This is a genomic window from Rheinheimera riviphila (genome assembly GCF_004005945.1).
GTDB classification, from domain to species: domain Bacteria; phylum Pseudomonadota; class Gammaproteobacteria; order Enterobacterales; family Alteromonadaceae; genus Pararheinheimera; species Pararheinheimera riviphila.
Map to the genome: position 1 here is coordinate 54617 of NZ_SACS01000022.1, position 26609 is coordinate 81225.

The following is a 26609-nucleotide window of genomic DNA, read 5'->3' on the forward strand; positions in this document are numbered from 1 at the left end:
TCTGGCCGCTCAGGCCAGGCTGCCTTGTTCCAGATTGCGGATTTTCGCTTGCGCTTGTTCCCAATTTCTTGTCAGGCGTTCAATGGTTGAAGCACTGTTGGTTTTGACGAACGACACTTGTTCGAGCAATTGTTGGTTTTGCTCGGACAGCTGTTGTTGTGCTGCCTGTGCTAACTGCGAGGTTTCGCGTAATTGCGCCAGATTTTCCCGTAATTGCTTGATGGTTTCCCGTTGGGTCGAATGATGTTCCGCAGCACTGGCATTTTGCTGTTTCAGCAGAATGTTGGTTTCCTGCAATTGACGCAGCTGTGTTTCATGATCCGGCATTTCGGTTTTAAGCGAGGTAATAAGCTGTGCTTGTGCGGCAAGTTCCAGTTGCTGTTGTTGTAGCTGAAGTTGCTGCTGTTGTTGAGTTTGCTGGGCTTGTTGCAACTCTGCTTTCATTGCGGGCAGTTCGGAGTTCTGCAGCTGTTGTTGCACAGCTTCAAACTCAGCGTGCAGGGCAGCTAACTGCTGGCCGCTGTCGGTTAATTGTTGTTGCAGTTGTTGTTGTTCTTCCACTGCTTGGGCCTGCTGCTGCGCCAACACTTGTTGTAATGCAGTCTGTTCCTGCGCCAACTGGTTTTTTTGCAGTTCCAGCTGCTGCTCACGTTCTTGCTGTTGTTGCAATTGTGCACTGAGCTGCTGTTGTAGCTGCTGCACTTGCTGATCAACATCGGCACCGTTTTGTTGCTGGCAATTAATTTGTTGTTGAAGCTGCGCAATTTGCTGATTGGCGGCAGTATGTGCCTGCTCACTTTGCGTTAGTTGCTGCATCAGCCTCGCCAGTTCCTGGCTGCTTTGTTGCTGAATTTGTACACCTGCCGCTAGTTGCGTGCTGAATTGCTGCAAGTGCAATTCATAGTTGGCTGTCGTTTGGGTAAGCTGTTCGGTATTGGCGACTAACAATTCCTGTTGTTGCTGCAATTGCTGCGCTTGTTGTTGTTGCAAGGTTTCAGTGGCAGAAAGTTGCTGGCTCGCGCTCTGCAGTTGCTGCTGTAAGCTGTGGTTTTCGGCCGTGGTCTGTTGTTGCAGTGCCAGACTTTGTGCCAGTTCCTGCTGTAATTGTTGACGGCCTTGTTCGCTGCGCTCTGCATCTTGGGTGCTGTTTTGCAGTTGTTCGGCAACGGCTTGCAGCTGCGCGTTCAGCGATTGCGCTTGTTGCTGCTCGGCCTGGATTTGCTGTTGTTGCTCAGCCAGTTGCTGCCGAATGAGCGCCACTGTCTGCTTAAATTCGGCAGTTTCAGCCTGCGCCTGATCACGCTCCTGTCTGGTGCTGTCCTGCTGCAATTGCAGCTGTTCCAGGTTTTTGCTGAGCAGGCTAGTTTGCTGGTGATGTTGTTCCGCTGCGGTTTCAAGCTGTGCTTTTTCCGCCGCAGCTTGTTGCAATGTCTGGTTTAAGGCGGCGATTTCAGTTTGTTGCTGGGCTATTTGATTGGTAAAAAATACCTGATCATCGGCTGATTGCTGTAACAGCAGCTGTAGTTCGCTCTGTTGTTGCTGTGCTGACAACAATTCTTGTTGTAACTGGGCGGTAAAATTGCGGGTGAAAGCCGTGGCTTGCTGGCGAAAGGCGTTGATAAATTCGGTGCTGAAATCCGGAGCTTGTTGCTCATTTTGCCACAGGGTATACCAGGTTTGGACTTGCGCGGCGGGAGCCTCTAACGCCGTGGCAATCGCATCGAGATCGATGGGTTGTCCGGCAGCTTGCCAAGCGTCGCAAAGTTGTTTGACCTGATCATAACTCACCATCGGAACTGTTCCTTGTAACTCAATCAAAGTAACGCAATCAAAGTAACCCAGCAAAAGTAACCCAGCAAAAGTAACCACATCAAAAAGCACATCAAACAAACGGGCCGCCACTGCTATTCCCCTGCTCACAATTTCCGTCACACTTCAGTTTGGAAATGACGTTCGAAAACCAGCAATTTGCAAATTAGCAGCGGCTAAATGGCCTTGGATTGTAACTGGTAGTTGAAACTATGGCTACAACCGATGTTAGTGTTTTTGTTAAAAAATTCATCAATAAATAACAAAAAATAACCAGATCATGCCGGACGATGGCTACTTGCCGGATTTACCGCCTTGACCAATAATGAAGCTTCACTTCTGCCAATGTCGATGAAAAAGAAGCAGTTGTTGGGAAAAACCATGGGGCACAATGAATGAAGCATCTTAAGCTCAAGTTTTATCTGGTTTTATCAGCACTGTGGTTGCCGCTAACAACGGTGCAGGCAGCTTGTACGCTGGATCAATTAACCTGGCTCAGTGGCGAATGGCAGGCCAGTATCGGCAAGTCGACCGTGCTGGAACGCTGGCAAGCGGTCAGTGCTGACAGTTTTGAAGGCGAAGGCCAGACCATCACCGCTGATGGCAAAATAAAACAGCAGGAAAGTCTGCGGCTGGTGCAAATGCAGCAACAGATTTTTTATCTGGCGAAGGTGGCGCACAATCCATTGCCGGTGGCGTTTAAATTGGAAGAATGCACTGCCGGGCGGCTGAAATTTGTCAATATGGCGCATGATTTTCCAAAGCAGCTGGAATATATGCTCAAGCCTGTTGAGTCATCGGCCGGATCAGATGCGGCGCAAGTGCAGCTGCAAGTCAATGTCAGTGACGGCGCTGGCAAAGGTTTTAGCTTGTTGTTTTTGAAAAAACGCTAATTGCTAACGCACTTGGTCAATCTTGGCGCTAGCGGCAAAGGTTCCATTCGCAGCAATACTTGACTATAATGCTCGGCTATTTTCGAAAGTCCTTAAATACGTCCTAACTGAGCAACAACCTTGATGCAAACTCCAGTACCAGCCTCACGTAAATCAGCACCGGTCGCCCGTATGGCCGCCGATCGCGATTTGTTTTCTTACCCTAAATACTGGGCTGAATGTTATGGCACGGCGCCATTTTTACCGATGTCGCGTCAGGAAATGAAAAAACTCGGCTGGGACAGCTGCGACATTATTCTGGTAGTGGGGGACGCTTACGTTGACCACCCAAGTTTTGGCATGGCGGTCGTCGGCCGGATGTTGGAAAGCCAGGGCTTCCGGGTTGGCATCATTGCCCAGCCGGAATGGAACAGCAAAGACGCCTTTATGACGCTCGGCAAACCCAATCTGTTTTTTGGGGTTTCTGCCGGCAATATGGACTCGATGATTAACCGCTACACCGCGGATAAAAAACTACGCCACGATGATGCGTATACGCCGGGTGATATTGGTGGCAAGCGGCCAGACCGCGCCGTGCTGGTGTATTCGCAGCGCTGTAAAGAAGCTTATAAAGACGTGCCGGTGGTGATTGGTGGTATTGAAGCCAGTTTGCGCCGCATCGCGCATTATGATTATTGGCAGGAAAAAGTCCGCCGTTCGATTTTATTTGATGCCAAAGCGGAAATTCTGATTTACGGTAACGCCGAGCGCCCGTTGATTGAAGTGGCGCATCGGTTAGCGGCCGGTGAAACTTTTGACACCATGCAGGACATTCGCGGCACCGCAGTTATTCGCAAAGAGCCGTTGCCCGGCTGGCGTGGGGTAGATTCCACCGCCATTGATAAAATCGGTAAAATTGATCCTATCCCCAATCCTTATGGCGCTGATGATGTCGCTTGCGGCACTTTTTCGGAGTTTGCCAAAGAAGGCATCGATTTAACCCAACCGCAAATTGTTGAAGCCAAACCTATTATGGTACAACCGGCCAAGCCAAAGCCGTGGGAGCAGACCTACGTCAAACTGCCAGCCTTTGAGCAGGTCAGCGTCAACAAACCTTTGTATGCGCATGCTTCACGGATTTTGCACCAGGAAACCAACCCTGGCTGCGCGCGGGCGATTTTTCAGCGCCATGGCGACCGCCATATTTGGGTCAATCCACCGGCTTATCCGTTGACCACCGAAGAGATGGACGGCGTGTTTGGCCTGCCATACCAGCGGGTGCCGCACCCGGTGTATGGCAAAGAAAAAATTCCTGCTTATGAAATGATCAAAACCTCGGTCAACATTATGCGTGGCTGCTTTGGTGGTTGTTCGTTTTGCTCTATTACCGAGCACGAAGGGCGGATTATTCAAAGCCGCTCGCAAGAATCTATCCTGAAAGAAATCGAACAAATCCGTGACACAGTGCCTGGCTTTACCGGCGTGATCTCGGATTTAGGCGGCCCAACCGCCAATATGTACAAGTTGCGCTGTAAAAACCCGAAAGCCGAACAAACCTGTCGCCGGCCGTCTTGCGTGTATCCAACCATTTGTGAACATATGGATACCGATCAAAGCCCAACGGTCGATTTATACCGCGCGGCGCGCAAAATTACCGGCGTGAAAAAAGTGCTGGTGGCCTCGGGCGTGCGCTACGACTTAGCGGTTGAAGATCCAAATTATGTACGCGAATTAGTGCAACACCATGTCGGCGGTTATTTAAAAATTGCTCCTGAGCATACCGAAGAAGGGCCATTGTCGAAGATGATGAAACCCGGCATGGGCGCTTATGACAAATTTAAAGCCATGTTCGACAAGTACAGTAAAGAAGCCGGTAAAGAGCAGTACCTGATCCCGTATTTTATTTCGGCGCATCCAGGTACTACCGATCAAGATATGGTGAATTTGGCGTTGTGGCTGAAAGAGCGTGATTTCCGGCTGGATCAGGTACAAAACTTTTATCCAAGCCCGATGGCCAATGCCACCACTATTTACCACACTGAGCTCAACTCGCTGAAAAACCTCAAAGGTAACAGTGAAAAAGTGCCGGTGGCCAAAGGTGAACGCCAGCGCCGGTTGCACAAAGCCTTGCTGCGTTATCACGACCCGAAAGGCTGGCCGATGATCCGCGAAGCCTTGCGTAATATGGGCTTAGCGAAGTTGATTGGTAAAGGCAAAACCTGTTTAGTGCCGGAAGAAACCCGTGATGAGCTGAAACAAAAAGCCAAACCGGGTGGCCAGATTGCGGTGACCAAACATACCGGCATGAATCCGGTGAAAGCGGCGTTGATTAAAAAGCAGCAACAAACCGGTAAATCTTCTGGTCAGGCTTCGTTTAATCAGGGTAAAGCCAAAGGGCCGGCTTCAAAAGCGAAGTAAAGACCCATAAACACCGGCATTGGTGTGCGATGGCGCTGCGCTTATCGCACCGACCAGGCAAGTTAAGTTGTGACTGGTGTTACCCAACTTGGGTGTGGGCAAACAGGTAGGGTGGGTCAGCGCAGCGCCACCCACCATTCGTATTGATCGGCGTTTTAGTTTTCCGGAAACATTCAGACATGACGTGGCAACTGCACCCGGTGCAAGTAACTAATTTTATTCAGTTTCATTTCAAAAACATACCAGCGAATGCCAAGGCATTCGGGATTTATGTGAAAACGGGCGCGCTATGGCGGGATGTCGCTAAGTATGCCCGCTGCGCTTATCACTATCTGCAACAATTACCACGCTGGCGCTTAGGCTTGCTGGGCGCTGCGCTATATCTGCTATTACCTCTATCGGTGACACCTTACTGGCAGTTACAACTTCTTACCGCAAAAAACGCTGAAACCGAAGCATCATTAAAGCCATTACTGAAGTTTTATCAGAAACATGGCGAGGCGGTATTGCCAGCTTTGCAGGCTCAGCTGGAGCTGGACAAATTGCGGCGGCTGGAACAGCAGCTCATTGCCGATAACGCCACTTTTTCATCGCAAGCGCGGGATGAGAAGTGGGCGGAAGCCACCGAATTTATGATCGCGCATTTAGCGCAAAATGTGACCGACAATCAGCTGCGTATTCTCGATTCAGAGTGTCGCAATAATTTATGCCGGATTGAGCTGTATGCCCCTAAAGGCCTGACGCCAGAATTTCAGGCGTTGGTGTTAAAATATGCGTCGACGCTGAAACGGGGTGACTTAGAGTTTCACGATTTAGTGCCGGGCAAAGATCGGATTATGCTGGAGCTGAAATCGGATAAAAAACTAAAATACGGCTTTTGGGCTAGTCGCCAGTTAGAGCCTGCCGAAAAAGCACAGTGGCGGGAAGACATTCGTGCCTGGTTGAATCCTGCGCCCGGCAATGCAAATCCGCAAGCTAAGGCAAAACCGCAAGCTAAGTCAACACCGGAGACAACAGCGAAATGACCAGTACCGTTATCAAACGAAAAGTGCCAACACTGGTTTGGTTGCCAGTCGGTTATTTGTTGCTCGCTGCCATTCACGCACTGCTGTTGCAGCTGTTGCCGGTTCCAGCGGTGATGCCTGCTGAACTGGCCGTCACTTTGCAACAGCAGCCAGTGACGCTTGCCGACATTGAACAGAGTGTCGAACGTTTAGTCCAGCTGAAAAAGCTGGCTGACTTGTAACAGACTTACCCAAACCGCACGGACAACATATCCAGACTGCCATAGGTCAGGGCGTCGTTGCTGAAGATCAATTCATCAGACGGCGAACTGGCGCCAGCTACATACAACAACGGCAAATAATGATCCGGATGCGGCACTGCAAACTGCGCTGCAATGCCTTGGGTTTGATAATTGATGAGGGCTTGCCAGTCACGCTCCCGCAACGCCTGGCGGGCAAAGTCGGCAAATTGCTGCGCCAAAGTGGGCGGTGGACCGTCGTGCCAATCAATTTTGGCCAGGTTATGCACAATATTCCCGGATCCCAAAATCAACACCCCTTGTTGGCGCAAATAAGCCAGTTGCTGCCCCAAAGCAAAGTGCCAGGCCGGTGCTTGGCGGCTATCCAGCGACAATTGCAAGAGTGGAATATCGGCACCGGCAAAGGCATGGCATAACACCGACCAGCTGCCATGGTCAAAACCCCATTGTTGATCGGCACTGATGGGAAGTGGCTTTAGCTGCTCGATTATCGCTGCCGCCAAGTCTGGATCACCTGGCGCCGGATACTGTTTGGCAAATAACGCTGGTGGAAAACCACCAAAATCATGAATGGTTTTAGGTGCTTGCTGCGCGGTAATTTTCAAGCCAGGGCCATACCAATGCGCCGAAATCATTAAAATGGCTTTGGGTCGGCGTGCGCTCACTAAATCTGCCACTAATTGCTGCCAGCCGACCGTCCATTGATTCTGCTCGATTGCATTCATCGGACTGCCGTGGCCAAAAAAAATCACCGGTTGAAGTTGCGTCATAGAGTCCTGCTGAGCATTTCTGCCAAAGTGCTGATTGCTATCCGTCATTCTAACTATCGATTTCATGGTGGGATAGGGCAAAAAATAGCCCAAAGCTTTCGTATTTGATGAACGTTTTGTCGCTGGTTTGGCACTGTATCTGATCAGTAAGTCACCACCACCCGCACGGTATCGCGGTAAGTTCCGGCGGCGGGTGTGAGTTGCCCGGATTGCAGCCGCAACCTTGGTTCAATCACCTCCACACTGCCAAGACCAGCTTTTTGCAACCGGCTGCTGTCGCTGAGCAGGGTGCTGCCATCCGGATGAAACAGGTCGTACCACAGGTACTGGCTGGTGCCGTTGAACAAGCGCCGACTGGCACCACTAAAATGGTCGCCGTTATCAATATGGACCTGATAACTTTCACTTAGGGTGCAGTCGACCTGTAACTGCAACCGGAAATCTGCCAGATTGCTGATATCGGCAACAGTACCAAAGTGATGCGTCGCTGGCACCGTCAGCGCACAGCTACGATCGACAGTCAGGCTCAACTGCAAATTGACCGTGCTGTTTAAATCTTCAAAGCCTACGCAGACCGCAGCTACCGCGAGTCGGCAATAACGACCGGTAAAATGCAGCGTTAACTGATCGGTGTAGGTGCCGGACGCAATATTGGTCGGTAGTGTCCTTGCGTACAGCGGCACCTGGATATCCTGACCGCCGATAATATTTAGCAGGGTGAAGCTCATATTGCTGTAACCCTGACCGACCGCTGACAACACCACCGCAAAATTAGCCTGACTCGACAGCTGATATGGGATGTAAAAACTGCCGTTGCGTAAACGAAAGTTGTTGCTGCTGGCGGTGACCTGATAGTGGATCACATCGCTGCTAATCAAGGCGATATTGATGACGCGGGTGCAGTCGATCAACACACTGGAATTGGCCGGCAATTGACTGCTGCGGACCATTGTTGATGGCTGAGCGCTACCAAAATTCATCGCCGCCGGCGTTTGTGCGCTGCAAAATGCCTGTGCCTGGCTGCTTAAAAAGCACCCGCACAACCACCAGCACAACCACGATAAGCCGCGGGCCATCAGCCAGAGTATTTGGGTAACACGCTTGAGAGCTGTTTTCATCCTGAACTTCGCTGTTATATCCCAGGTTTAAGGTTTATGGGTGTCCGTTATTTTCGATTTTTCGTTATTTTCGATTCCAGATTTATGGGTGTCCGTTATTTTTAAGATTTATGGGTGTCCGTTATTTTTAGATTTATGGGTGTCCATTATTTTGTTATTTTGCGTTGCGTTATTTTGCGATGCACTGCACCGGCACAAAACCGCGCTCTACTGGTGGCGCGGGTAGTTGCAAAGCGCAATGCTGACCGTCCGGCAACGTCAACTTTAGAGTGCTATTGGCATAAGTTGCGGCCAGCATCACTTCACCATCCCAGCCGACACTACTGATGTGCTGTCCCCCGGCAAACAGCTGGCTACCCAGGGGCGCGTAAGCCCCGCCGGGCATATAGATTTTCAGCAGCAAGGTCCGTTGCTGATTAATATCAAACTGCAGATGAATGCCGGTGACGCCTGCCGGCGTGACTTGTTGCTGGAAATTGCTGATCTGGCTGTCCAGCGGCAATTGCAGCGGATCAATGCTGATTTGATTCGGCAGATTGGCCAGCAAATGGGGCACCAAGGCTTTACCGCGCTCGTTGGTCGTGGCAACGTAGCGGTAACTGTTGTAAATATCGATCCCGGCGTGTCCCTGGGTGTCCACCACCGCAAATGCCTGACTGACCGGCTCGGTGATAAACCATTCACCAGCGGTCGCCACCAGACTACCGCGACTGCCGCCCGACCAGCGGTTATTGCCAGCCTGATTGCTGAAACTGAGGTAACTGTCGCTGACATGATTGCGATAGTTACCATAAAGCTGGCTGTTGTTGGCGGCCGTGGTCAGACTTTGTTGCGCCGCAAAGCTCCAGCCATGCACCTCAGATCGCGATTGGTGCAGGCTCAGATACTGAAAGTCGTTATCCCCCTGACTGGCGTACACCGAACCACGCAGCTGCTGATCAAACTGATAACTGACCGAAAGTGCCAGATTCCAGGCGCGTTGTTCGGTCTGATAATTCAGGGTTAAAAAGCCTGACCAGTGGCGATCTCCGGCCAGACTGTAACTCAAATTCAGATAGCGCTTTTTCGGTTGCTGTGCATATTGTTGTTCCAGCAGGTACAGCGCCGCGCTGCCAAATTGACTATGAAAGCTCAGCCCAATTTGGCTTTGACGCTTGGCCAGCAACTGCGCGCCGTAATAACTGGCCAGGTCAAAAAAATTGCTATCCCGTTGCAAATGACTGGCATTCACTTGCCAGCCAGGGGCCAGATAACTGTAATTCAGTCGCCACTGCGCACCGTTCTCGTCAGCGAAACCCTGATCGGTAAAACTCTGACCGGTAAAACTCTGGCTGACCGCTGCGCCAAGCACGCCGGCCAGACCCAATTGTTGTTGGATTTCCAGACTAAAACCTTTTAGTTGTTCAAAGTGCTCGAAAGTAAATCCGAGGGTGCGATCTGCTTGTTGCCCATAGCGATAAGCCGCCACCAGCGCTGGTTTTGATGCATAGTGGCTTTGCATCTGACCATAACTCAATCTTGGCCAGCCCAGGCTCAGGGCGTAGTCGGTTAGACCTTTTGCCAATAAGCTATCGGCGACGTAAAACGGCTGCTCGACCTGCTGCGTCCTACCGAAAACGTCGGTGCTGACAAAAGTCGCCACGCCGGCGCCATTAAGCATCGGCTGGCTGGCGATGACAAAAGGGCCCGGCGGCAAGTCAGCGCTGAACGTTTTCATGCCCTGAATAAACAGATCGGTGTTCGAAGGTACGGCCAGACTGTGATTTAGCTCGGGTAACGGATAGGTAATTAAATCGGGTTGCAGGCTATAATTGCGCCGCCACTGCACGCCAGCCAGCCGGTACGCGCGGCCACCGCTACTGGCTGGCGTAATAAAATCGCCCAGTTGCAGGCTGCGCAGCTGTTGGTGATCCTGAATGCTAAGGCTGGTGTCCAGTCGCACCAGTTCGGTCTGTTGTTGCTGTCGCAGTACCACCTGCTGATGGCGAAAATGGCTTTGTTGATAGTTCAGATTCAGATCCAGGTTGGCCCCCAACATCTGTTGGCGCGGCGTCTGGTATTCTGCCACCAGATCATAATTGAGGATCAGCGCCTCGCCGTAGGTCAACTCTGGTGTTGGCGCTGGCGGCCGCTGTTGCAGCCGGGTTTGAGGCAACCAACTTTCTGCCAGCCGCAGGTGCAGTTGCTGGGTCGAGACCTGATATTCAATCTGCTGCAGCGGCAATTGCCGACTGTCGGTCCAGTCGCTGGCCGGTAAATTCAGGGCTGGTAATAAGGTGCGCAGTGGCGCGGTTTCCAGCATAAATCCCCCAGCTTGTGGTTTGACTAACAACGTCTGGCCAGTGTGCCAGTCGTTAATCACGACATTCAGATATAACAACGGGGCGGTATCTTCAGCATTCACAGCGCTGTTGAACATCAACCAAAAACCGGCGACCAAAAAACGTCTAATCATTGGCTGCCTGAAATAACGGCGACCGGGAATGTCAACGGCACCCGATAACTTTCAAACTGCAGTTGCAACTGCGAACCAGCCGTAAGGGTGTGTTGTAATGTCGGTTCAGGCCCGATGGTCCAGCTGAATTCAGTGTTTGCCAACAAATAACTAAACAAACCTTCGCCCGCGGACCACAGCGGTTGGCCATCAGCAATCAGTTGAACCTGAGATAAGCGCAGGTGGGAAGGTCCGGTATTTTGCAGGCTGAATTTGCAACTGCCATCGGGCAGCAACTGCAGGCTGGCCTGAATTTTGTCCTGCCAATAGGCGTTGAATGGCTGCGCATCATTTGTTGCCGGCACCTCGGCAGGCCTGCCGACAAATAACGGCAACGAATAACGCATCCGGATATGCACCTGACTACCGGTTTTGCTATTCACCGCTGTGACGTCATCAATCAGCACCCGGTAACTTTGTTCGGCGGCCAGGACCGGCACCTGCCCCGCATTGAGGTAAACCAGCCGCACTAATTGACGCTGGCGCGGTTCGATGCTGACAAAAGGCGGGCTGACCAGCACGGTTTGCTGCTCTGAAAATTGATCTTTATGCTGCAGCTGTTGCCATTGTTTGACGCGAATTTGCAACTGCTGTGCAGTATCGCTCTGATTATCCAGATAAATGGCCACTGCCTTGCTGCCAGGCGGCAGTTCAGCGATCAATGGCCAGATGGTGAGTCCCTTGGCGCAGGTCAGCGCAGGCAACCATAGCAGAGCGGCGATGCAAAGATGCCGGCACGTTGTATTCATGGCGCACTTTTTCCTTATGCTACCAGCTGATCGTCACCGTCAAAGTGTCGGAATAGTTGCCACTGGCCGCAATAGGTTGTGACGGCAGTACCGCATACAGATCAAATTGCTGTGCGGTGCCGGTGGCCACGCCACTCAGGCCGGTGGTGTCGTCCCAAACTGTCGAAAATTGCGCATCCCGGTACAGCTGATAGTTCAGGGTGCTGCCGTGATTCGGCTCCCGCAGTTGTCTGGCGGCGACAGAAGCACCATGTAAGCCCCGGTTGATCAGAATTTTGAAATCAACGCCAAGGTTACAACGCAGTAAAATACTGCCGGCATTACTTTGGCTGGTCAGTTGTACCGGCTGCGGTAACTGGCTGAAACTGCCAAAATGCAAAGTACCAAAATTGCCGCCGACGGCATCGCCGCTGAGCTGACAACTTTGTGCCAATTGGATCGCAAGCTCGGTGCTTTGCTGAATGCTTTGTTGTTGGGAGCTTGGGAGTTGGGTGCTTGATTGCAGCACCGTTGGTTGCGCTGCGGGCTGCAGCACCACCGGCTGCCTGGACAGGCTGTTGTGGCTATATAACAGCAGCCACAGCAATCCAACAAATCTGAGCGAATGTTGCATGATCCGTCACTCCCTGTGTTAGCCGAAGCTCAACTACCAGACCACCGTCACCTGAATGGTATCGGTATAAGTGCCGGCGGGCGGCGTGGTGGTCGCGGCGATCCGGCCGTACACCAAATGGAACTGACTGGCACCGGTACCGCTGGTATTGAGCTCGTTGGCTGTACCGGCATCTCCCCACAGCTGGGTACGGGCGTTGTCGCGATACAGCTGATAGGGCACAAAATTGCTATTGCCGTCCGTCATCCGCCGACTGCCACCACTGGCATGCAAACCGTCATTCAAACCGATTTGATAACTTAAACCGGTCGAACAGGTCAGCTCAAAACCAACACCGGTACTGCCGCCGCCCTGGGCATCGACGGATTGCAACAGATTCGAATGCTGACCAAATTCAACAGCGCCAAAATCGTTAAAACCACCAGAGGTATCGAGATTGCCAACCGAACAACCATCAATGACGGTCGCAGTCACCGTCATGGTGCCGGCAATTTGATCAGAGAGTGCAGGGGCAGAACACAGCATTCCTGCAAGCAGGACGCGGTAGGTAAAGGCGGATAGGTTGCGACGATTCAGTTTCATCAGCATGCTCCTTGCAAACAAAATCCAAGCGTCAACTGCATATTTCTGACCGTAGTACCTATATATAGCACATTGCTAAATAATTACCTGTGACAGGGAAATATTTTTTCAGCGATGTTCGGGACTGTGGTCGGGCTTATGCAAATCCGCATACAACACCACCTGATTGCGGCCTTGTGCTTTGCCATAATAGAGCGCTTCGTCGGCGGCATTTTGCCAGAATCGAAGTTCCTGCTGTTGCAAGTCCAGTTCAACCACGCCAAAAGTGGCGGTGACGCTGATCTGGTGCTGCTGATACTCGATTTTCTGTTGCAGCAGCGCCAGCCGTAGCATTTCGCAAATGATCATCGCGCCGGTGTCGGAGGTGTCGGGCAACAGCAACACAAATTCTTCACCCCCAAACCGCGCCAGGATATCTTGTTGCCTTAACCGTTGTTGCAAAGTGGCGGCGATGGTCGCAAGCACAATATCACCGGCTTCGTGGCCGTAGTTGTCATTGATTTTCTTAAAATAATCGATATCAATCATCACCAGTGTTAAGGGTTCAAAATTGCGGCTGCGCTGGCGCTGGATCAACTGGTAATACTCGTCAAAGGCCAGCCGGTTTGGTAGTTTGGTCAGAAAATCGGTGCGCGCCTGCAACGCCAGCTGCTGATTCGCTTGCGCCAGTTCGGAAGTGCGTTCACTGACCAGTTTGTTGAGTTTGCCGGCGATACGTTCCAGCCGTTGTACCCGTAGCCGCAGGATCAAGGCAAATAACACCAGTAAGCTCAAACCGCCGAGTAACCACACCAGTTTGTACATCCACCAGTGCCGGTTTACCTGCAGATAAATCCGCAGCGGCGGTGGTGGGTTGCTGGCCGAAACCACTTCCACTTCCAGCTCGTAATTGCCGGGCGGTAAATGGCTGAAGGTAGCCGAATTCTGATGCGACTGATGCCGCCATTCGTCACTTAAACCGCGTAACCGATAGCGATACTGGTGGTATTGGCTGTGTTCAAAATCGAGCAGACTAAAGCTGAAATTGAGCATTTTATGCCGGGCAGGAATACGCAGTGGTTGTTGTTCCGACGTTTGCACCTGCCAGAAACGGTGGTTATCCAGCTGCAATGACGACAACGCCAGTTTGGCGGTCACTTGAGGTGCAATCAAATCTTTGGGAGAAAAACTGAGCACGCCTTTGGCAGTACCCAGGTAAAAACTACCGTTGGCGTCCGCGGTTAAGGCGCGTGGTTCTAATAACAAGGATGGAATACCATCCTGCTCGACAAAACTGCGGATTTGCTGTGGCTGGTTTTGACTGGCGTATTGCAATTGCGCCAGGCCACGACGGGTGGTTAACCATAGACTATCCGCTGAACGCGCTTCGATGGCGATAATTCGTTGATCCGGCAGGCCATCGGCGGTGGTCCATTGCGTGAGTTCGCTGGTTTGTGGGTTCAGCTTTAACAAACCGCGGTCACTACACAACCAGATTTCATCGTTGGTGGGGGCCGTGACACAGGGCAAATTATTGGTCGGCAGTACCGGTATTGAACTGGCTGTGGTATTAAATTGGCGGATGCTTTGATCTTCCGGATCAAACCGATACAAGCCACTGCTGGCGCTGGTCAGCCAAATCAAGCCATCCGGCGACACCGCACTTTGCTGCACGCCGTCTGATTGATGGCGGGCAATATCAAACTGTTGGCCCGGTTGATCCGGTGTTTGCGGCTGCCAGCGGATCAGACCATGCTGCCACAACCCCAGATTTAAAGTGCCATCCTGGCTATGGCTCAATGACATCAGGCTGATGTCGACATCATTATTAAGCAGCGCAAAAGGCCGGGTTTCTTTAATAAAGCCTTTTTTACCTTCCAGCCGGAATAAACCGGCATTGGTGGCGGCCCAGGTGTCGCCGGACGGATCGACCGTCAGGCCGGTGACCAGGCGGACCTGACTATCTTCCGGAAATGGGTGTTTTTTCCATTGTTTTTGCTCCATGTCAAAACTGAGCACATGCTGCTCCAGCCCCAACCACAAAGTGCCGCGGTGATAATATTGACTGGCGATGCGGTGTAGACCCTGTTCAAAATGGGAGCGCTGCTGCTCGTCGGTCAGCAGATTAAAGCGGTCTTGCCGCACACTCAGCATAAATACGCCGCGGTTGCGGGTGGCCAACCAAATCAGGCCATTTGGATCGGGCAATACATCGCGGACATCCACCGCATGCAGCAGTTTGTGCAGTTGCTGGCGGTAACTAAAAGGCGCTTGCAGCTGATATAAACCGTCGCTGGTGCCGATGAGCAACTGGCCGGTAGGGCTCAGCGCCAGCGTATTACTGCGGGCAACCTGCGCCTGGTGATGCGGCAGAGGTTTGATGGTTTGGCTGGCGTGATCCAGTAAAAACAAGCCATCGCTGCTGGCCAGCCAGACCCCGCCAGCCACCGGCAACAGGGTCCGCACTTCCAGATAACGGCTGGTTTTCCCCGGGTAGTCGACATCCTGCATCGACCACAGCCGCTGCCGGGTTAAGTCGGCGCTGATTTGCACCATGCCAGCCGATGTTGCAAACCACAATTCACCATCGGCGCTTTGGCTGATTTGCCAGATCCGTAATTTTTCAAACAGGTGGTGGAGGGCAGGCGGTAATTGCCGCCGTTGCAGTTGTGGGTCAATCAGGTACACCCCCGCAGTGGTGCCGACCCAGAGTCGTTGTTGCTGATCCTGAAAAGTCGCCTGAATTTGGTCCAGATTGCCAAGCTGGCCATTGGCCGGTTGGCTCAGGCTACCGGCCAGCTGCCAGTGCTGCTGAGTGCGGCGGTCGGGCGCCAGCATCACCAGACCATAACCCCAGGTGCCAACCCAGAGCCGGTCTTTGTCATCAACCAATACTGTACTGATACTCAGCTCTTCACTCGCGGCCGCTTTTAACAACTGAAAAGCTTCCAGCTGATAGCCATCAAAGCGCTGCAGACCGTCCAACTGATTGGCGAGCCAAATAAAACCTTGCTGATCCTGCGCGATGGTAAAGCTGGTCACCGGCGCATTCGGGAATTCATCCGCCAGCGAACTAAAACGGATTTTTGCCTGGTCTTTGGCCTGGACTTTCAGTGCCGTACTGCAAAGCAACAAACACAGCAGCACAACACCACTGAACCACCAACTGAGACGACTTAACTTCGACATAGGGGCCATTAAAAAATGTGCAGTATCAGCTGAGTATGTCAGCTGTAGCGCGCTTGTCCAGAGTTGTGGGATTGTTGTCCAGCGATGATTTATTTAAAACGGCATGTCGATCAAAAAGGCCCTCGTGAACCCGTGCATCGCGAAAGTATCCATCGTTAAGTAAGTGTCTGTGGTACTCCGTTAATCAAAGCTTCTTGTAAGGTAAAAGTGTTTTTTGAAAAAAAATTGGGTTGATTTTGGGGGGATAGATCAGTAATTTAATTTTTTTGAACGGATAGGGTTAGGTCTTGGTTTTTGCCTTTTCTATTCAGATGGCAAAAAGCAAGACCTGACCGTGCATCTTGCAGTTATTTAAACAATATCGAGGCAAACCAGCGGATCTTAGGTCCAAACTGGAAAATGCACGGAAAATATTAATCAGTAAAGGGTCGGGGCCTTTACTGTAAAAGGCTCCCGTCAGGGAAAAAAATGATGGTTTTTAAAACACCTTTTTTATGGTACCGACATATCACCCGTGGGGTTTATTATGCAACAGCGCTTAATATGCGCAGTCGCAGAACAGGCAAACCTGATACCACAACAGCGATGATGTTCACAGGCTTTTTGTATTGTGGTGGTCAGGTGTTAGTCACTTATTACGTAGCACTTTTTAATTTACCTTTTGATTTTGTGCATAAATGGTTAACTAGTATCGTTCTATTTGAGACCTATAAAGGTCCCGTAAACATATTACTTATTGTTCTGTTTGCACTAAGTTTTTTCCTGGCATGGCTTTGCTGCCGTTACAAAGTAACGTTTGAGGAGATTGCAGCGGAATACAACCACGTGAAACCAAGTCATTGGTTCCGATTTTTGGCAACCTTTACTGTGCCAATTTTAGGTTTCGCAGTAGGTATGTATGCAGTTAGTCAAGAACGACAGAGCATAGGTTATTTGGAAGAAATGTTGTTAGTGCCGCATGTCGTTTCATTGTCCCGTTCCAACCGTTCACACAATGGTCTGGGGTTAAACTGACTGATTTTTGTTTAAAAATCAGCCAGTTTGAAATAAACAGGCAGTTAAAAACAATACATTGAGAATGTTTTTGCTGCCTGATGCTCTTTAAAAAACAGTATTTGCAGGTTTTAGGCAATAGAACCCGGCGTTTGCTCTGAACGCTGTGGGGTTGTGTTGTTTAAACCGCTAAGTGTTGTTTAACCTGGCACATAATAGCCGCATAACACCCCATGCCAGGCGGATACCCAACTGGCATGGTGCTGGTTTTTGCTTGGTCGGCCGAGCCAGATCTCAGCGGGCGTCAAGCCGTTTAAATTATGATGCGGCCGGACATGGTTGTACCAGCTGCGATAGATTTCAAGCTCGTGCTGTAACTGGCAGCCGTTAAAATCCAGCTGCCTGAACATCTGTTTAAAAGTTCCAAAAAACCGTTCGATGCGGCCATTCTGCCACGGGCAGGCCACTTGTGATTTTTGTTGTTTGATCCCTAAAAGAGTTAAACATAGCTTGAGCCAGTGCGAGCAAAAGCAGGCTTCGTTGTCGTGACGGATAAACTTTGGCAACCCGAATTGGCGGATGGTCTGCACCAGCTCTAGCATAATCACGGCGGAGTGTTTGCTGCTGACTTGCTGTAACCGCAGGTTTAGACGAGAGCCGTGGTCAACAATGCCAAGGATCAGTTGTTGTCGTGGATTGAGTGTGACCGTGGTTAAATCCATCCCCCAGCTGTGATTTACCGGGATGCTTTTGGGCGGTTGATGTTTGAGCTTGCGGCGCAGTACTTGAATTTGATACTGCTGCGTTTTCATCTGCTGGTAAACAAAGGTTTTACTGACGCTGTCGCCGCTGTGGCGGTAACGCTGGTTAAACAGCTGCGCCACCTTGCCGGCACCATAGCCAGAAACGGCGGCCAGCGCTAAAACCTTATCAATCACCCACTGTGGTTTTTTATGATTTTTGGCATGAGGAAGTGGCAGGGCTGAGATTTTAATCGGGGGGTGGTAATACTTCGGCCTGCCGCAAGTGCCACTAATCCGTTGTGAGCGGACGCGCCGGAGCAACATGTCTAGTAATAAGCAAAGCAACAATAACAGCAACATCAGGTGCATCCCTTTAAGCAGATACGCCTCCTTCCACAAAATGGCCAATATGTTTAGCGCTTACTGAGATTATTAGTGCAGCAGTTTCCTAAGAAAAACAGGACATAAATCAACAAAGCTGCAAACCACCTATTCCTACAGCAATACCGTCGCCACCCGCAAAATCGATTTGGCAAATGAAGATGTCGACTTTACGGTGCAGTTTGATATGCGCGGCACGCTGATGTCGATGCAGCAGACGGATTACAATGCGGATGGTCAGGTGCAAAAAGTCACGACTCATCAGTTATTGGTGGATATGGCTGATGCGAAGTTATTTAATCTGGTGCAGCAGAAAATTACAGCCAGTGGGTTGATGGTAAACGATGGCACTGTGCTCAATGGGCAGGGTTTGCTGGGGGTCAGTGCTGCGGATTTAACCACCACCGGCAGTGTGACTGAATATCAGAACTTTAATGCCGCCGGGCTTGCAGAGCGCACGGTGACCAGAGTCACCAAGCCGGATGACCGAAACCCTGGCCGCACCACGGTAGATGAGCTCAGCTGGAGCCGCAGCTACGAGAAGCGGGATAGTTTACTGGAGAGTAAAGTCAGCGGTACGGCGCAAAGTGGCAGTAAAGGCGGTCAGTTTAAGGATGCAACCAGCTACAGCCAGTACGATGCACATGGCAATAAGGTGTTGGTGGTTGAAGGCAACGAGCTGCAGGACAGTAAATTTAAAGTGCGGCAGATGTTGTATGCAGCGGACGGCAGTTTATTGCGTCTGCAACACAGCGAGATTGCCAAATCCGGGGAAGCTGATGCCCTGACGCAGGTCAAAAACCATCTGAGCCAGGTGCGTAGCGGCCAGGCGGTGGCAGGTCGGGTACAACAGGAATCTATCCAAATCAGCAGCAATGGTGCTTATGTGGGGGATGTCACGGTAGACCGTGGTGAAACGTTACCCGAGGAGCATTGGCTCTACCGCACCAGCATCAAAGACCAGCACTTTAACAGCGGCATTGAACGCACCGACACCCAAAAGCACACGGTACGCGCAGGCGATACTCTGCAAAGTCTGGCGCAGTTGTACTATGGCAATGCCGACTACTGGTATTTAATTGCGACAGCCAATGGCATCAGTCAGAGCTCTGCGCAAGGCGGTCCGGATAGCCAACTCATCGAAGGCACCACGCTGGATATCCCACAGCGCGCCAATAGCTTTAACGCCCATAACAGCTTTAAGCCGATGGATTTACAACAAATCATCGGCGACACCACGCCAAATGTGCCGTATTTACCACCGCCACCACCGGTCGGTTGTAATGCGATGGCGATGGTAGTGATGATAGCAATAACGGTGATTGCGACGATTGCGACGGCTGGGGCTGCTGCAAGTGCCGTGCCTGGACTTCTAATGTCAACAGGTGTCTCTGCTATAACCGGCGGTTTAGGTTTAACAGGTGCAATGGCAGCTGTAGCGGGGGGCTTTGTGGGCTCAGTAGCAGGCCAACTTGCTGGTAAAGCGATGGGCATAGTGGATAGCTTCTCGCTGAAAAATGCTCTTGCAAGTGGTTTAACGGCGGGGGCAACGGCGGGTATGGGCAGTATGATGGGGGTTGGGACGGCGGCAACGACCGTCAATGGTGCGAAAGCCGCAGTGTCTTCACTCGTTTCATTTGCCAAAGATGCGACACACGCAACACTGAACATTTACGGCAAAATGGCGATGGCCGCCAGCACAGTTGGTTTAAGCGTTGCAGCCAACAAGCTGGTCGGTAATAATCAGGCGAGTTTCCAATGGCGTAATGTGGTGATTGGTGCGGTAAGTGCAGGTTTGATGGACAAAGCCGGCATCAGTAACACCAAATCAGTATTCGAAAACTTTAATGAAGGCGCAGGACTTATCAGCGGCTTTATGGAAGGCGTGGCCGGTGCAGCAATAGGGTACGGTGTAAGCAAAGTCCTGTATAACGAAGGCCGCTGGAATTTTAGGAATGTAGCGATTGATGCTTTTGGCAATGCGTTGGGGAATAGCATTGTTGCAGGTCTGAGTGCGAAATCTGGCCCAGCTGCTGAAAACGGCAAGTTCTCTGCCAAAGAGCAAGCTGAGCTTGATCAAAAGATGGCGGCGATGCAAAACCGCATGTCAGGGAAAACCGAAGACGGCGCAACTTATACCAGCGATGGTGTGCGCACTTATGGCACTACCGCGAAAGTGGATAGCTCAGGTAATGTCACTGACCTGTCTGGTAACTACCATATCAATGCCAAAGAACTGCGCGATGTGGTGAACAACGAGCAGTGGGATGTGCTGGGTAGCGTGATGTCGCTGCGGGGTGATGATGAGCTGGCCTTTGGTGGTGATGCGATCCTTGGGTATAAGAAAGCCGGGTTCTTACGCAGTGAACTGAACATTTATGCCAATGAAGCGCATGACCGTATAAAACTGGGTAATGCCATGGGCAATTTAAGCCTGACGGGTATTACCAGTTCGCTGACGGGAGCACTGCGTGCAGTCAGCCGAGGCGTTAGTGATAATTTGATGCCTGCGGCACAATCTACGAAGCAAGCTGCTAATAGATCTTTCAGTGGTGGTAAGCCCGCTGTTTCAAATAATGCATATAGCCCTGAAATTGTGAATGAGCGTAGCGCGGGCTTTTATAAATACTATGACGATAGTAATCCTTTGAGAGGGACCCTATCAAATCATGACGCTCGTCAATGGTATTTGAACAAAGAGCAAAGCATCCCAGAATTGCTAAATAGAGCTAATCCTCTTGCAGAGCAGGCAAAACAAGCGTTTGAACTCAGAAATCAGTTCAGAACTGAGACTCGTGTCATGATGCAAGATAGAGTTACGGCTGACCGATTATTCCGTGAAGAGATCAATCTTACATTTGAGCAGTTAACGAATAAGACAAAGATCAAACTCATAAACAAAGGAATCTCGAATCCGTCAAACGACCAAATTTATCAAGAGATGATCAATAGCTCGCAGCGCTCAAGACAGAGTGTAAACAAACAACTTGGATTATAAATTGTATGAATGTGATTTATAAAGATGAACGCAGAGAGAATGGTGCTGTAAAGTACCATGTTAATGGCCTTGAAGACTCCGAGTTCTTTGACACTTTGGTTGCTTTCCTTGTAAAGCAATACAATGCCGAGATAATCATGAGATCTGATGGTATAACAAGCCGAGTTTGGCAATTAAAAATAAATGATGAAATTTTAACGCTAGAACATCAAGAAGATATAGGTAATTGTTTTTACAGTAATACTCCTGCTGGTGACAGTGCTTTAATGCAGACAATTGCGTCAGACCTTGAAAGTCGATTGAAAGATGTTCCGTATGAATAATTAATGCTCAATAATTTTATTCAGCAACTGAAGTGTCCCGTTCATACCGTTCGCTGTCCCGTTCCAACCGTTCACACAATGGTCTGGGGTTAAACTGACTGATTTTTGTTTAAAAATCAGTCAGTCTGAAATAAACAGGCAGTTAAAAACAATACATTGAGAATGTTTTTGCTGCCTGATGTTCTTTAAAAAACAGTTTTTGCAGGTTTTAGGCAATAGAACCCGGCGTTTGCTCTGAACGCTGTGGTTGTGTTGTTTAAACCGCTAAGTGTTGTTTAACCTGGCACATAATAGCCGCATAACACCCCATGCCAGGCGGATACCCAACTGGCATGGTGCTGGTTTTTGCTTGGTCGGCCGAGCCAGATCTCAGCGGGCGTCAGGCCGTTTAAATTCTGATGCGGCCGGACATGGTTGTACCAGCTGCGATAGATTTCAAGCTCGTGCTGTAACTGGCAGCCGTTAAAATCCAACTGCCTGAACATCTGTTTAAAAGTTCCAAAAAACCGTTCGATGCGGCCATTTTGCCACGGGCAGGCCACTTGTGATTTTTGTTGTTTGATCCCTAAAAGAGTTAAACATAGCTTGAGCCAGTGCGAGCAAAAGCAGGCTTCGTTGTCGTGCCGGATAAACTTTGGCAACCCGAATTGGCGGATGGTCTGCACCAGCTCCAGCATAATCACGGCGGAGTGTTTGCTGCTGACTTGCTGTAACCGCAGGTTTAAACGAGAGCCGTGGTCAACAATGCCAAGGAACAGTTGTTGTCGTGGATTGAGTGTGACCGTGGTTAAATCCATCCCCCAGCTGTGATTTACCGGCATGCTTTTGGGCGGTTGATGTTTGAGCTTGCGGCGCAGTACTTGAATTTGATACTGCTGCGTTTTCATCTGCTGGTAAACAAAGGTTTTACTGACGCTGTCGCCGCTGTGGCGGTAACGCTGGTTAAACAGCTGCGCCACCTTGCCGGCACCATAGCCAGAAACGGCGGCCAGCGCTAAAACCTTATCAATCACCCACTGTGGTTTTTTATGATTTTTGGCATGAGGAAGTGGCAGGGCTGAGATTTTAACCGCTGAGATTTTAATCGGGGGGTGGTAATACTTCGGCCTGCCGCAAGTGCCAATAATCCAGTGTGAGCGGACGCGCCGGAGCAACATGTCTAGTAATAGTAATAAGCAAAGCAACAATAACAGCAACATCAGGTGCATCCCGTTAAGCAGATACGCCTCCTTCCGCAAAATGGCCAATATGTTTAGCGCTTCTGAGATTATTAGTGCAGCAGTTTCCTAAGAAAAACAGGACATAAATCAACAAAGCTGCAAACCACCTATTCCTACAGCAATACCGTCGCCACCCGTAAAATCGATTTGGCGAATGAAGATGTCGACTTTACGGTACAGTTTGATATGCGCGGCACGCTGATGTCGATGCAGCAGACGGATTACAATGCCGATGGTCAGGTGCAAAAAGTCACGACTCATCAGTTATTGGTGGATATGGCTGATGCGAAGTTATTTAATCTGGTGCAGCAGAAAATTACAGCCAGTGGGTTGATGGTAAACGATGGCACTGTGCTCAATGGGCAGGGTTTGCTGGGGGTCAGTGCTGCGGATTTAACCACCACCGGCAGTGTGACTGAATATCAGAACTTTAATGCCGCGGGGCTTGCAGAGCGCACGGTGACCAGAGTCACCAAGCCGGATGACCGCAACCCTGGTCGCACCACGGTAGATGAACTGAGCTGGAGCCGCAGCTACGAGAAGCGGGATAGTTTACTGGAGAGTAAAGTCAGCGGTACGGCGCAAAGTGGCAGTAAAGGCGGTCAGTTTAAGGATGCAAGCAGCTACAGCCAGTACGATGCACATGGCAATAAGGTGTTGGTGGTTGAAGGCAACGAGCTGCAGGACAGTAAATTTAAAGTGCGGCAGATGTTGTATGCGGCAGATGGCAGCTTATTGCGTCTGCAACAGAGCGAGGTTGCCAAATCCGGGGAAGCTGATGCCCTGACGCAGGTCAAAAACCATCTGAGCCAGGTGCGTAGCGGCCAGGCGGTGGCAGGGCGGGTACAACAGGAATCTATCCAAATCAGCAGCAATGGTGCTTATGTGGGGGATGTCACGGTAGACCGGGGTGAAACGTTACCCGAGGAGCATTGGTTATACCGCACCAGCATCAAAGACCAACACTTTAACAGTGGGATTGAACGCACCGACACCCAAAAGCACACGGTACGCTCCGGCGATACTCTGCAAAGTCTGGCGCAGTTGTACTATGGCAATGCCGACTACTGGTATTTAATTGCGACAGCCAATGGCATCAGTCAGAGCTCTGCGCAAGGCGGCCCGGATAGCCAACTCATCGAAGGCACCACGCTGGATATCCCACAGCGCGCCAATAGCTTTAACGCCCATAACAGCTTTAAGCCGATGGATTTACAACAAATCATCGGCGACACCACGCCTAATGTCCCGTATTTACCACCGCCACCACCGGTCGGTTGTAATGCAATGGCGATGGTGGTGATGATAGCGATAACGGTGATTGCGACTATTGCTACTGCTGGTGCTGCTGCAGCGGCGATGGGTACAGTTGCCGGGGGGCTAACAGGAGCTGCCGGAGGAGCGGCAGTGCTTACCGGCGCTGCGGTAGGTGGTTCAGCAGCCCTAGGGATGGCGGCTGCGGCTATTGGCGGCTTTGTCGGCTCAGTAGCAGGCCAACTTGCCGGTAAAGCGATGGGTATAGTGGATAGCTTCTCGCTGAAAAATGCTCTGGCCAGTGGTTTAACGGCGGGGGCAACGGCGGGTGTGGGGTCGATGATGGGCGTTGCCAGTACCGCCAGCAGTGGTACTTTTATCACCGGTGCTACCGCGGCTACTAAGAGTACGCCAGCAGTGATGGCCAGTTTAAATGGTTTAGGGAAAATGGCGATGGCCGCCAGCACAGTTGGTTTAAGCGTTGCAGCCAACAAGCTGGTCGGTAATAATCAGGCAAGTTTCCAATGGCGTAATGTGGTGATTGGTGCGGTAAGTGCAGGTTTGATGGACAAAGCCGGCATCAGCAACACCAAATCAGTATTCGAAAACTTTAATGAAGGCGCAGGACTTATCAGCGGCTTTATGGAAGGCGTCGCCGGTGCAGCAATAGGGTACGGTGTAAGCAAAGTCCTGTACAACGAAGGCAGCTGGAATTTTAGGAATGTAGCGATTGATGCTTTTGGCAATGCTGTAGGCAATTCCATCGTCGGCCATTACGTGAAAAAAGACAGCGCGCTGACAGAGGAAATGGAATACCTCGGACTGAATCCGCAGGACTCCAAAGCTCGAAAAATTGTTCAGCGGTATCGTGATGCAGAGCAAGGTTCGTCGCTGGATAAATTTGCCGATGCACAACAGGCGATGGATGGTCTGTTTTCAGAGCACAAGTCAGACGCGGATCCCCGTAAGTTAAATATGGCAAGATTGACGGCATCAACCAGACCAGTTGATTTTGGTGAAGGCGACAGCTTTAGATATCTCGGTATGACGATGATCGACGGAGGAATGGGTGAGCGTTACGCAACAACAGGCAGAAACACCGCTGAAAATGCTAACTACGTGATAGATTGGACTGCCCGCCAAAGTACCAAAACGGTTGCGGATAGTGTTGCAGCGCAGGCCAGAAGTAGCGGTAACGGGAACGGGTTGCCAGCCGTGCCATTGGATTTTAATATCAAACAAGGTGCGACGGGGCGGAACGTGCATGATATGCAGCGGGTTATCAACAGTTATGAAGGTTACAACCAACCGGTGCTGGGCAAAGCGGGGTCAACTACCATGGCAAATCTGGAGCGGTTTAAAAAGGATTATGCGGCCGGAAATCTGGTGCAACGCGCGGCGGGCGCGAACCCAACGTCAGCTGAAATCAATGCTTATGCGGCACAGCTTTCTGATCGCAACGGAGTGCCTTTAGATCTGCTTCTGGCGACGATTCAGATTGAATCGAGTGGTAATCAATTTAATCCCAAAGGTGCTTACCAAGGCTTCCCGAATGTAGCAGTGACCAAAGACTGGAGCAGTACAGCAGTGGGGTTGATGCAATCGACTTACTCTGGCTCCTTGGCTGATTTCAATCAGAATAATCCAGATAAAGTTAAGTACACCTACGCCGATATCGCTTGGGATTGGCAAAAGAATATGGACGTCGGGGCTTATTATTTAAATAAGGGATATAAAGAAGTCTCTAGGCAGTATAAAGGTTATCCAACAGAAACCATTTATCAAAAATCTTATGGTTATTACCATGATGGAAACATAGGTAAGCAGTCCCAAGCAGCACAAGACGCTTGGAATCGATATCTTAACGGTAATAAGAAATGATAAAAATTAAAGAAGCGGTGTTGTTTTTTATTTTAATGCAAACACATTCGGCAATCTCGGCTGACAATTGGCATAAATCAGATATACGCGAATGGGAGCTTAACTATATAAAAGAAAACAGCGTCCTGCCCTTGAGAGCTTTATATGGTGGCGCAGTAGATCCAGTCAATGATCATTTAGAATATCACCCTGTACCAAATGAACGACGGGAATTACCTGATCAGATGCTTGAATATATTCCTAATAGGGTCCCAGACTTTTCAATCCGCATCAACGATGCCGCCCAAGCCTTTGTGCGCATTGATGGTGAAATCAAGGAGGTGGTGTTGGAAGGTGGGCGATATGCCTACAAGCCAGCCCAAATAACGGCTGCTGAGTTTAAAAAACTGCCGAGTCTGGACAAGCAGAGTATTGTAAAGCAACGATCCTCGTTGGGTGATTTTATTCAGGATATTCGATCTAGAGTTCCTGATACAGCTAGAACCGCGATGACAACGGAAGAGCGTCTCTGGAAAGAGAAAAGCTTTAAAACCTGCGGAAAGTTTAAATTTCTAACTGTGTATACAGGCACTCCTGAAACTAAACACGAGATCGAGCTGCCTGATAGGTCAATCCTACGTATTCCAACTTATCAAATTCAGAGCATGCGCTGCACGGTGCAGGGACGTATGACGGTATTGTTGGCGTATGTGGAGGGCGGTCGGCCAGTTGAAGTGCGGCAAAGTCTACTGATGCTCGACACCGGTATCGATTTTTCCGCCCACGAAAAAGCCAGCCAGAGGAAGTAACATCACACTAAAAAAAAGCAAAGCCCCTTCACAGGGGCTTTGCTTTGTCCGATGCCTTTGCCAATGAAATTGGGAACTCGATTGTTACTGGCTTAAGCACAAAATTGTCCCGTTCCAACCGTTCACACAATGGTCTGGGGTTAAACTGACTGATTTTTGTTTAAAAATCAG

General features: G+C 50.4%; 19 protein-coding genes. 9 read left to right on the forward strand and 10 right to left on the reverse strand.

The features are described 5' to 3' along the window. Positions 1-9: 9 nt before the first annotated feature. Positions 10-1791 (reverse strand): coiled-coil domain-containing protein, encoded by a 1782-nt coding sequence (locus EOE67_RS16970; RefSeq protein ID WP_127700522.1) that lies wholly within the window; start codon positions 1789-1791, stop codon positions 10-12. Positions 1792-2204: 413 nt separating this feature from the next. Here EOE67_RS16970 and EOE67_RS16975 point away from each other — a divergent pair, with 413 nt between their 5' ends. The 4 genes from EOE67_RS16975 to EOE67_RS16990 all read left to right on the forward strand — a co-directional run bounded on the left by EOE67_RS16975 (position 2205) and on the right by EOE67_RS16990 (position 6345). Next, positions 2205-2702: a DUF6265 family protein gene (locus tag EOE67_RS16975; protein WP_127700523.1), complete on the forward strand. Its 498-nt coding sequence runs from the start codon at positions 2205-2207 to the stop codon at positions 2700-2702. 171 nt (positions 2703-2873) lie between these two features. Continuing rightward, positions 2874-5099: a YgiQ family radical SAM protein gene (locus tag EOE67_RS16980; protein ID WP_127700545.1), complete on the forward strand. Its 2226-nt coding sequence runs from the start codon at positions 2874-2876 to the stop codon at positions 5097-5099. 179 nt (positions 5100-5278) lie between these two features. Next, positions 5279-6124, forward strand: coding sequence for a hypothetical protein (locus EOE67_RS16985; RefSeq protein WP_127700524.1), 846 nt, complete (start codon positions 5279-5281; stop codon positions 6122-6124). Continuing rightward, positions 6121-6345: a hypothetical protein gene (locus EOE67_RS16990; RefSeq protein ID WP_127700525.1), complete on the forward strand. Its 225-nt coding sequence runs from the start codon at positions 6121-6123 to the stop codon at positions 6343-6345. Before EOE67_RS16985 ends, EOE67_RS16990 begins: the two co-directional genes overlap by 4 nt. A gap of 5 nt (positions 6346-6350) precedes the next feature. On the opposite strand, the gene ygiD is transcribed toward EOE67_RS16990, so the two are convergent. From ygiD to EOE67_RS17025, 7 genes are all read right to left on the reverse strand, one after another. Then, positions 6351-7133: a 4,5-DOPA-extradiol-dioxygenase gene (ygiD, locus tag EOE67_RS16995; protein ID WP_127700526.1), complete on the reverse strand. Its 783-nt coding sequence runs from the start codon at positions 7131-7133 to the stop codon at positions 6351-6353. A 143-nt stretch (positions 7134-7276) separates the two neighbouring features. After that, positions 7277-8251: a spore coat protein U domain-containing protein gene (locus tag EOE67_RS17000; RefSeq protein ID WP_127700527.1), complete on the reverse strand. Its 975-nt coding sequence runs from the start codon at positions 8249-8251 to the stop codon at positions 7277-7279. Between the two features lie 169 nt (positions 8252-8420). After that, entirely contained in the window at positions 8421-10706 is a 2286-nt protein-coding gene (locus tag EOE67_RS17005; protein WP_127700528.1) for a fimbria/pilus outer membrane usher protein, read from the reverse strand. Next, complete coding sequence (locus EOE67_RS17010) at positions 10703-11494, reverse strand: fimbrial biogenesis chaperone (RefSeq protein WP_127700529.1); 792 nt, start codon at positions 11492-11494, stop codon at positions 10703-10705. The genes EOE67_RS17005 and EOE67_RS17010 overlap by 4 nt, the downstream gene beginning before the upstream one ends. 19 nt (positions 11495-11513) lie before the next feature. Beyond that, on the reverse strand, positions 11514-12107 hold the full coding sequence (locus tag EOE67_RS17015; protein WP_127700530.1) for a Csu type fimbrial protein: 594 nt from the start codon (positions 12105-12107) through the stop codon (positions 11514-11516). Between the two features lie 33 nt (positions 12108-12140). Next, positions 12141-12689, reverse strand: a complete 549-nt coding sequence (locus EOE67_RS17020) for a Csu type fimbrial protein (protein ID WP_164852411.1) — start codon at positions 12687-12689, stop codon at positions 12141-12143. Positions 12690-12797: 108 nt separating this feature from the next. After that, positions 12798-15857, reverse strand: a complete 3060-nt coding sequence (locus EOE67_RS17025; RefSeq protein WP_164852412.1) for a ligand-binding sensor domain-containing diguanylate cyclase — start codon at positions 15855-15857, stop codon at positions 12798-12800. Between the two features lie 468 nt (positions 15858-16325). Here EOE67_RS17025 and EOE67_RS17030 point away from each other — a divergent pair, with 468 nt between their 5' ends. Then, the gene (locus tag EOE67_RS17030) at positions 16326-16871 is read left to right on the forward strand and encodes a hypothetical protein (protein WP_127700533.1); all 546 of its coding nucleotides are present in this window, start codon (positions 16326-16328) and stop codon (positions 16869-16871) included. Between the two features lie 179 nt (positions 16872-17050). Here the strand turns inward: EOE67_RS17030 and EOE67_RS17035 are convergent, their stop codons facing one another. Next, the gene (locus EOE67_RS17035; RefSeq protein ID WP_164852413.1) at positions 17051-17788 is read right to left on the reverse strand and encodes an integrase core domain-containing protein; all 738 of its coding nucleotides are present in this window, start codon (positions 17786-17788) and stop codon (positions 17051-17053) included. Positions 17789-18122: 334 nt separating this feature from the next. On the opposite strand from EOE67_RS17035, the gene EOE67_RS17040 reads away from it, so the two are divergent. Both EOE67_RS17040 and EOE67_RS17045 read left to right on the forward strand, forming a co-directional pair. After that, entirely contained in the window at positions 18123-20972 is a 2850-nt protein-coding gene (locus EOE67_RS17040) for a LysM peptidoglycan-binding domain-containing protein (protein WP_127700535.1), read from the forward strand. A gap of 5 nt (positions 20973-20977) precedes the next feature. Further along, a complete protein-coding gene (locus EOE67_RS17045; RefSeq protein WP_127700536.1) occupies positions 20978-21295 on the forward strand; it encodes a hypothetical protein in 318 nt (105 codons plus the stop codon). A 275-nt stretch (positions 21296-21570) separates the two neighbouring features. Here EOE67_RS17045 and EOE67_RS17050 read toward each other — a convergent pair whose 3' ends face one another. Beyond that, positions 21571-22308, reverse strand: coding sequence for an integrase core domain-containing protein (locus tag EOE67_RS17050; RefSeq protein WP_164852414.1), 738 nt, complete (start codon positions 22306-22308; stop codon positions 21571-21573). Positions 22309-22662: 354 nt separating this feature from the next. Between EOE67_RS17050 and EOE67_RS17055 the strand changes: the two genes are divergently transcribed. Together EOE67_RS17055 and EOE67_RS17060 are read left to right on the forward strand one after the other, a co-directional pair. Then, the gene (locus EOE67_RS17055; RefSeq protein WP_127700538.1) at positions 22663-25650 is read left to right on the forward strand and encodes a LysM peptidoglycan-binding domain-containing protein; all 2988 of its coding nucleotides are present in this window, start codon (positions 22663-22665) and stop codon (positions 25648-25650) included. Further along, entirely contained in the window at positions 25647-26438 is a 792-nt protein-coding gene (locus EOE67_RS17060) for a hypothetical protein (RefSeq protein ID WP_127700539.1), read from the forward strand. Before EOE67_RS17055 ends, EOE67_RS17060 begins: the two co-directional genes overlap by 4 nt. Positions 26439-26609 lie beyond the last annotated feature (171 nt).

Excerpts from the sequence above, each read along its gene's own strand:
- EOE67_RS16970 (WP_127700522.1), bottom strand. The coding sequence starts at position 1,791 with ATGGTGAGTTATGATCAGGTCAAACAACTTTGCGACGCTTGGCAAGCT.
- EOE67_RS16975 (WP_127700523.1), top strand. The coding sequence starts at position 2,205 with ATGAAGCATCTTAAGCTCAAGTTTTATCTGGTTTTATCAGCACTGTGG.
- EOE67_RS16980 (WP_127700545.1), top strand. The coding sequence starts at position 2,874 with ATGGCCGCCGATCGCGATTTGTTTTCTTACCCTAAATACTGGGCTGAA.
- EOE67_RS16985 (WP_127700524.1), top strand. The coding sequence starts at position 5,279 with ATGACGTGGCAACTGCACCCGGTGCAAGTAACTAATTTTATTCAGTTT.
- EOE67_RS16990 (WP_127700525.1), top strand. The coding sequence starts at position 6,121 with ATGACCAGTACCGTTATCAAACGAAAAGTGCCAACACTGGTTTGGTTG.
- ygiD (WP_127700526.1), bottom strand. The coding sequence starts at position 7,133 with ATGACGCAACTTCAACCGGTGATTTTTTTTGGCCACGGCAGTCCGATG.
- EOE67_RS17000 (WP_127700527.1), bottom strand. The coding sequence starts at position 8,251 with ATGAAAACAGCTCTCAAGCGTGTTACCCAAATACTCTGGCTGATGGCC.
- EOE67_RS17005 (WP_127700528.1), bottom strand. The coding sequence starts at position 10,706 with ATGATTAGACGTTTTTTGGTCGCCGGTTTTTGGTTGATGTTCAACAGC.
- EOE67_RS17010 (WP_127700529.1), bottom strand. The coding sequence starts at position 11,494 with ATGAATACAACGTGCCGGCATCTTTGCATCGCCGCTCTGCTATGGTTG.
- EOE67_RS17015 (WP_127700530.1), bottom strand. The coding sequence starts at position 12,107 with ATGCAACATTCGCTCAGATTTGTTGGATTGCTGTGGCTGCTGTTATAT.
- EOE67_RS17020 (WP_164852411.1), bottom strand. The coding sequence starts at position 12,689 with ATGAAACTGAATCGTCGCAACCTATCCGCCTTTACCTACCGCGTCCTG.
- EOE67_RS17025 (WP_164852412.1), bottom strand. The coding sequence starts at position 15,857 with ATGTCGAAGTTAAGTCGTCTCAGTTGGTGGTTCAGTGGTGTTGTGCTG.
- EOE67_RS17030 (WP_127700533.1), top strand. The coding sequence starts at position 16,326 with ATGATGGTTTTTAAAACACCTTTTTTATGGTACCGACATATCACCCGT.
- EOE67_RS17045 (WP_127700536.1), top strand. The coding sequence starts at position 20,978 with ATGAATGTGATTTATAAAGATGAACGCAGAGAGAATGGTGCTGTAAAG.
- EOE67_RS17060 (WP_127700539.1), top strand. The coding sequence starts at position 25,647 with ATGATAAAAATTAAAGAAGCGGTGTTGTTTTTTATTTTAATGCAAACA.